Origin of the sequence: uncultured Winogradskyella sp., assembly GCF_963975125.1 — a bacterium.
Lineage (GTDB): Bacteria > Bacteroidota > Bacteroidia > Flavobacteriales > Flavobacteriaceae > Winogradskyella.
The window spans coordinates 1-7,155 of sequence record NZ_CAXBGB010000113.1; the positions used below are offsets into that span (position 1 = coordinate 1).

Sequence of the window (7,155 nt, forward strand, 5' to 3'; positions counted from 1 at the left end):
GCGCCAATTAGCCAAAAGAGTATAAATGTTTGTATAACACCAAAGAATGCTTCCAAAAGCGAAACGTCCATTCTAATAATACTGGTAGTGTCTAAGCCGTGTAAGAGGCTGTTAAAGAAGGTGATACTACCCTCTTGACCTGCTGTAATCATTACAATCATACAGCCTAAATAAATCAAGGCTCCTGTGAGACCTAATGCAAAACCGAGTTTTTTTACGTTTAACCGATACATAATTTTAAATTTAAATTAGTTGTCTGATTTTAAAATCTTTTTTAATTCTTCAAATTCTTCCTTAGATATTTCACCTTTTGCAAAACGCTTTTTAAGAATATCCAGTGGGTTGTCCTTTTTTGTTTTTTGATAAGGGATGTCTGTGGGAATAAAAAAGATCCAGATCAATAAAATGAGCCAGATAATCCACCATATAAAATGCATTCCGCCGTAGTAATTCATATTCTAAGTTTTTAATTATTATTTTTCTGAGCTTAAAATCTTTTTTGATTCTTCAAATTCTTCCTTAGATATTTCACCTTTTGCAAAACGTTTTTCAAGAATATCTAGTGGGCTTTCCTTCTTTGTTTTTTGAAAAGGTATATCTGCTGGGATAAAGAAAACCCAAACAAGTAAGATAATCCATATAATCCACCATATAAGGTGCATACCTCCAAAATGTCCGTCGTAAAAATGCATAATTATTAGATTTTAATTGTTATTGTTTTAGCTCTGTTATTGTATAACCTTCAAGTTTATAGAGTTGCTTCTGTAGTTCATCTATAGAAAGTGCTTCTGTCATTGTTAACAAGGTTGCACCTTTTGGTGCTAAGAAAATTTGTGCTTTTTCAATATTGGGATGTTCTTCCAGAATATTCTTAACCCTTGCTACACAACCTCCACAACTGATTCCGTTTATTTGAAATTTTAGTTTCATTGTGTTTTGCTTTTAGTGATGTTGATGTCCTTTGTGTTTTTCTGTAGGCTTCTCTGTCGATTCTTCCTTGCTATGGTTGTGGCCAGTATCATTATTATGACTGGAATGATTTTGATGGTCATTCTTGTCTCCACCATGTCCACCATGCCCATGAGTGCCATGTGGCATTAATAAATGAAAGCCAAACATTGCTACAATAAATATAAAGAGGGACGAACCGCTTCCTATACCAAACGATGGTGCTAAAAAGATGAACAGAAGTGGTATACCACAGCCGATAACCATCCATAACCAGTGATTTTTTTTCATTTTATTAGTTTTTGATATTATTAGTTTACTTTTTTCAATGTCCTCTAATTATTTTTACTTCTAATCAAAACTAAATTGTTAGAAATAAGCTTAGATGTTATGGTAGGTGAATTTTATCATTCTTATTTTTAGGTGAGATGTGAATGTGTAGCTGGGTTAAAGGGTAAATGGTCTTTCCTTTCTTTATTTATAAAGACCCAATCGCTTCCTTTTTTTACTGCGACAACCTCATTGTGAAAAGGTGAGATATAATCTATATCCTTTATGGTTTGTCCAGTTCCCAAGAGGGGTAGTAAGAGTATAATAACAAGTAAATTTCTCATTTTGAATGTGTTATTAGTTTCTTCAAATTTAGTAATGGTATCCGTTTTACATCTGCATAATTTTCTTTATTATTTATACAATTTGAATATAGAAATTCTCTTTCTATATTCAAAATTAAGTGATTTCATAATTTGTTTTAATAAGCACATTCTCAATATGCTTTTTTTATATTAAAGAATAAAGAGAATGTGCATTAGTTATTAATTGGCAGATTTCAAAAAGGCTTCAATCTTTATCATTTCCTTTTCTGTTAAATTTGCTCGAATTTTCATGTGTAAACTTATGGTCTCCCAGTCTGTATCATTGTAATCTGCAGGCGAAGGTGCTAAATGGCATCTATTACAGGCTTCTCCCCATAATTGAGCGCCAGATTTTTCCATTACAAATTCTTCTTCAACATCTGTAGACTCTATGTATTTATCCTTTGTAGAAGAACAGCTTACTACTATTCCGCTTGTTATAAGTAGCATTAAGCTGGTTATAACTGTTTTATGTATTGTTTTCATAATTTCTTAATTTATATGTTTGTTAGAATCCAATAGCCCAGTGTACAAAGAAGCCGTCAGTTTTGCCACCTCCATCATGACCGCCAACGCTATCCGTTGTTTCGTATGCAACTTTTATCACTGATCTCCAAGTTAGCCAATAGTTTAATCCAAAGGTATATTGATCTGATTGTTCTTCCCACTCAGCACCTTCTGGTGTATTTAAGTTAGAATATCTTCCTACTAGCTCTAATTTTTTCAAGAAATCACTACTAGCCATTGTTGGTCGGTAGCTTAATTGAGTGTAGAACGAGTCACTTTTATTGTCGAAGGTATATTCTTCTTCATCACCATCTTCATGAACTTCAGTAAAAGTAGCATCATCAATATCAGAATTATTGTATTGTCCTTTTATATCAATAAACCCACCAATTGCTGGTATTTGTTTTACGAAAGCAAAATCTATTGCATATAAGAATGCTCCTGTATTATCGTATTCGGAACCTCTCGCACCAACTTTACTTGATGAATATGTAGAAAAACCAATTTCTGTAGATGAATCTGCAAAAGGTAATAACCCAATACGTCCACCAAAAGCTTTGCTGTTATTATTGTCTTCAAAATTTTGAAACAAAAGCATACCAGCTTCTTCTGGTTCTTCACTACCATCCTTTAGTCTTGGACCATTGGTTGAATACACAGAATAATTAAGTTTTGGTCCACCAAGGTCAAAAGCACCTCGAAGTTCTACACCAATACCAGATGAAGGTGCAATACCATCATGACCAAAGCCAAGAGGTTTTGTAGGAAGTTTATTAATCCAAGCTGGATGTAGTCGTTCCATAAATGTTCCAAACGGAAGCAGAAACTTACCGGCACGAACTGTCATATTCTTATTTAAAATATACATAACATCTGCATATTCTAAACCTACCTCTAATTCGTTACCTCCAAGTACAAACTCAAGTTCTGCTTCAAACATAAGTCTCTCAGAATGTTTGAATAAGAAAATAGGTGCAAATGCAGAACCTACATAAGATGATTCTGTTTCATCTCCACTGCTGAGCGTGTTTAATCCCGTATGACCATAACCTCTAATCATAAACTGAGTTTTACTTGGTTTATAAGGTTGAGATGCTTCTATACTATCAGTCTCAAAGTCATTGTACGTTTGCCCATAAGAGTTATGACCAAATCCAACAATTAGTAATAATACTATTAGCTTTTTCATTATTTAAGTGTTCTTATATAGTTAATAATTTCCCAGCGTTTTTTTTCTGGAATTGAAGTTTTGTAACTAGCCATAGGAGCTCTTCCTTCGGTAATTTTCCAAAAAATAGCTCCATCAGATTGCGATTGAAATGCTTCTGTAGTTAAATTTGTTGGCTTGGGTGTTAAACCTGAACCAGCCATACCGTCACCTTTACCTTTTGGGCCATGACAAACTAGGCACAGTACTTTATAAAGTTTTTTACCCGAAGCTGCAGCTTTTACATCTCCTTTTAAAGGGTTAACTATCTTATCTGCACTCGCAGGAGCTACCCATTTTTTTTGTTGAATAGCTTCGTAATTACTACTCTCAGGAGCAGAACTAAAGCTCACTAACAAAGCGTACATCACACCTGTAAGTGTTAAACTGATTAGGATTCTTTTTGTTTTCATTTTATTCATTTTTGTTTCATTATTGTTTAATTCTTGTTTAATTTTTATTTCATTCTTATTTCATTTTAATTGGTTTTAAGGGTTTTTAAATTTATTTGTGATATAGATTTTTTATCTACATAATTTTCGTTGGTATCTATATAATTTCATCATAGAAATTACGTTTCCAGTTTTCTTTATTCTTATAGTCTGTCATACTCATTCCCACTACGTCTTTAAATTGTCTTGATAAATGGTTAACACTGCTATAATCTAGCATATGACCAATATCGGAAAAAGAGTGCCGTTTAAGCTGAATGAGTTCTTTCGCTTTTTCTGTTTTTAGTTTAATGAAATATTTTTCTATGGTGGTCTTTTCATTAGCAGAGAACAATTTGCTCAATGTCTTATAATCACGATGAAGTGTTGATGCTAAAAGTTCAGAAGTCTTTACTTTAATATGTAGTGGCAACTCTTGCAATTCTTCAATCAAAATTATCTTGATTCTTTCTGTAAGCATTTCTTTTTCGGTCTGTACAATTTCAAAATCATTGGCCTGTAGCACATTTGTTACGTCACTAATCATTTCATCATTAGTTTTGTTAGGCGCTTCTACCAGCAGCCTCCCTAATTCTATAGAAAGTATAGTTATTCCACGTTCCTGTAATTCTTGCTTAATTACTTTTAAGCAGCGATTACAGACCATATTTTTTATCCAAAACTCTTTTGGTTTGCTCATAGTATATAATTTACTATTAAATTTTTAATTCAATAGTTTTTAAGGCTTTGCCTCTACAGAATTTGTAATATTTGATGTTGTTAATAAACAAGGTACAATAATTGTTAACAGAATGTGAGGCTATCGGCTATAAAAGCAGAATTAAATTAAGTAAATCTGGTGGAGAATTTGTATATCATCATAAATTAATGGCGGTTTGTAGCTTTTCATAGGAATTACGTTTTCTTCAAGTCCTTTAAAAAGGTCAGTATAGTTAAACATGTTAAAGGAAACTAGCGAATCAACTTCTGATATGATATTTGATTTTTTGAAGATATTATCCCCTTTCTTTACAAAAGTCCGATTATTGCAGCAATCTTTTTCTTTTATTGAAGTACGTTGCGTATAAATATTGTCCTTATTTTGAACTTTGTCTTTACAGATTTCTGCTTTACTAAAAAAAGCCATATCCACCAATTGATTATAGCAAAAATGAATGTTCACTGTAAAAGAAGAGGTAGAAAACAGTATAAAAACTGCTAAAAAGAAGGACATTATTTTAGTAAAATACAATTTCATATTATGAAATTAAGAAACTTTGTTTAAAAAAAAAAGAATAAACAAAATTCAGTTAACATATTTAATATTATTAGATATTGAAAATATTAATCTATTGATGCAAATGTAAATTCAAGGATTAAACAAAAATATGATATTTATCATATTGTATTAGTAAGATAGATTAATGATTTTGTAAAATGTAAATACAAAATTTATAAAAATTAATGATGAATCAGTTTAGATAATTAATATTTTCTCAAAAAAAATGAGTAATCCTTTTATTAAATATGAGGTTATTTACAGAAGCATTTATCAGAAAATGAAAGTAAACAAAGAAACATTTGTTTTTAGTGAATTTACAGAACTGTAAAAAAAGCAATACGTTGAAAGTAAGTAATCTACAATGGAGGGGAATAATCGTTTTGGTATATAAATTTGAACTTTAAGAATTTCACGACTAAAAATTTTATAATGATGATACGTATAAATCATCTGGTTTTAAACATGGCATCCCCTCCTTATAGAGATTAAATACCTTGTGAAGTATATTATATCGCTTAGTAAAACGCAATGTTTTACTAAGCGATATATCTAAAATTATGTTAAACAAAATTCTAATGTTAAAATTTTTGTAGATTTGTAGAATTAATGAAGAAGTCTATATATAAAATATTATCCTTTTGCATGGCACTTTTAGTGTTCATTTCAACGTTGTCTTTTACCGTTGAGAGTCATTATTGTGGCGATGTTATAGTGGATTCTTCATTGTTTGGTTCCGTTAAAAGTTGTGGTATGGATTTATCACAGGCTAAATCTTCTAAAGATTCATTTAAAGGGAAGACTTGCTGTAACAATGAGCAAATTGTTATAAATGGGCAAAATGAACTAAGCGTTTCGTTTGATAGTCTTACAAATAATCAGCAACTTTTTGTTGCGTCATTTGTATATACTTATACCAACCTTTTTGAAGGTTTAGAAAACAAGGTATCCTCATTTACAGAATACCCACCACCACTTATCGTCAAGAGTATCTACAAGCTTGATGAGACTTATTTAATTTGATTTTAAACAATACACTTTATTGTATCCCATGGCTATTTTTCCATTAGGATATCTTTTTATATTCGGTATTTTATTAATACCACTGTTTAATTGTTTAATTATCAAAATTTATGTTAAATAAAACTATCCGTTATTTTCTTGAAAATAAGTTAATAACATTTATATTACTTGCCACATTTATTGTTGGGGGAATTGTAACCGCACCTTTTAATTGGGATTCCTCTATAATAGAGCGAAATCCAGTACCTGTTGATGCTATTCCTGATATTGGCGAAAATCAACAAATTGTGTTTACCGAATGGATGGGGCAATCTCCTCAAGATATTGAGGATCAAATCACCTATCCATTAACCACATCTTTATTAGGGATTCCGGGTGTAAAAACAATACGAAGTAATTCAATTTTCGGGCTATCCAGTATCTATATCATTTTTAACGATGATGTAGATTTCTACTGGAGTAGAACCCGAATACTTGAAAAATTAAATTCATTACCACCTGGCACAGTTCCTAACGAAGTAACTCCTGCTCTTGGACCAGATGCAACTGCTCTTGGACAAGTATATTGGTACACCTTAGAAGGAAGAGACCCTAAAACAGGAAAAGCAACTGGAGGTTGGGATCCTCAAGAATTAAGAACTATTCAAGATTTTTATGTACGTTATTATTTAACTGCAGCAAGTGGCGTTTCAGAAGTTGCTTCCATTGGTGGATTCTTAAAGGAATACCAAGTTGAGATTGATCCAGATGCCATGAAAGCCAATAACGTAGATGTTGGTATGATTATGAAAGCTGTAAAAAACAGTAATCTTGATATTGGTGCGCGAACTTTAGAGTTTAATAAAGTCGAATATTTGGTAAGGGGTTTAGGGTACATTAAAAACCTAAGTGATCTCGAAGAAAGTGTTGTTACCGTTAGAGATAATGTACCAATACGATTAAAGGATGTCGCCAAAGTACAATTTGGCCCAGCTGGTCGTAGAGGTGGACTAGACAAAAGTGGTGTAGAAGCTGTTGGTGGAGTAGTTGTAGCACGTTATGGCGCCAATCCCCAAGAAGTGATTCATAATCTTAAAAGTAAAATTGATGAAGTTGCTCCTGGATTGCCATCTAAAACATTAGCTG

13 protein-coding genes are annotated in these 7,155 nt (G+C 32.0%); 2 read left to right on the top strand and 11 right to left on the bottom strand.

The window, feature by feature from the left end; genetic code table 11:
• From AAC053_RS13010 to AAC053_RS13060, 11 genes are all read right to left on the bottom strand, one after another.
• Positions 1-233 (bottom strand): DUF5676 family membrane protein (locus AAC053_RS13010; RefSeq protein ID WP_339757429.1); only part of this gene is annotated, 233 nt, incomplete at its 3' end.
• Positions 234-248: 15 nt separating this feature from the next.
• Complete coding sequence (locus tag AAC053_RS13015) at positions 249-455, bottom strand: SHOCT domain-containing protein (RefSeq protein WP_339757433.1); 207 nt, start codon at positions 453-455, stop codon at positions 249-251.
• Between the two features lie 18 nt (positions 456-473).
• Positions 474-692 (bottom strand): SHOCT domain-containing protein, encoded by a 219-nt coding sequence (locus AAC053_RS13020; RefSeq protein WP_339757435.1) that lies wholly within the window; start codon positions 690-692, stop codon positions 474-476.
• A gap of 19 nt (positions 693-711) precedes the next feature.
• A complete protein-coding gene (locus AAC053_RS13025; RefSeq protein WP_339757438.1) occupies positions 712-930 on the bottom strand; it encodes a heavy-metal-associated domain-containing protein in 219 nt (72 codons plus the stop codon).
• A gap of 12 nt (positions 931-942) precedes the next feature.
• Entirely contained in the window at positions 943-1,215 is a 273-nt protein-coding gene (locus tag AAC053_RS13030; protein ID WP_339757441.1) for a hypothetical protein, read from the bottom strand.
• 152 nt (positions 1,216-1,367) lie between these two features.
• A complete protein-coding gene (locus AAC053_RS13035; RefSeq protein ID WP_339757444.1) occupies positions 1,368-1,562 on the bottom strand; it encodes a hypothetical protein in 195 nt (64 codons plus the stop codon).
• 201 nt (positions 1,563-1,763) lie between these two features.
• A complete protein-coding gene (locus tag AAC053_RS13040; protein ID WP_339757447.1) occupies positions 1,764-2,069 on the bottom strand; it encodes a hypothetical protein in 306 nt (101 codons plus the stop codon).
• A 22-nt stretch (positions 2,070-2,091) separates the two neighbouring features.
• A complete protein-coding gene (locus AAC053_RS13045) occupies positions 2,092-3,279 on the bottom strand; it encodes a hypothetical protein (RefSeq protein ID WP_339757450.1) in 1,188 nt (395 codons plus the stop codon).
• Positions 3,279-3,710 carry a cytochrome c gene (locus AAC053_RS13050; protein ID WP_339757453.1) on the bottom strand — a complete coding sequence of 144 codons (432 nt, stop codon included), beginning with the start codon at positions 3,708-3,710 and terminating at the stop codon, positions 3,279-3,281. Before AAC053_RS13050 ends, AAC053_RS13045 begins: the two co-directional genes overlap by 1 nt.
• 136 nt (positions 3,711-3,846) lie before the next feature.
• Positions 3,847-4,428: an AraC family transcriptional regulator gene (locus tag AAC053_RS13055; protein WP_339757456.1), complete on the bottom strand. Its 582-nt coding sequence runs from the start codon at positions 4,426-4,428 to the stop codon at positions 3,847-3,849.
• Positions 4,429-4,569: 141 nt separating this feature from the next.
• Positions 4,570-4,875, bottom strand: coding sequence for a hypothetical protein (locus AAC053_RS13060; RefSeq protein ID WP_339757460.1), 306 nt, complete (start codon positions 4,873-4,875; stop codon positions 4,570-4,572).
• A gap of 777 nt (positions 4,876-5,652) precedes the next feature.
• Here AAC053_RS13060 and AAC053_RS13065 point away from each other — a divergent pair.
• Both AAC053_RS13065 and AAC053_RS13070 read left to right on the top strand, forming a co-directional pair.
• Positions 5,653-6,030, top strand: a complete 378-nt coding sequence (locus AAC053_RS13065; protein WP_339757462.1) for a hypothetical protein — start codon at positions 5,653-5,655, stop codon at positions 6,028-6,030.
• Between the two features lie 110 nt (positions 6,031-6,140).
• A partial coding sequence (locus AAC053_RS13070; protein WP_339757465.1) for an efflux RND transporter permease subunit occupies positions 6,141-7,155 on the top strand: 1,015 nt, incomplete at its 3' end.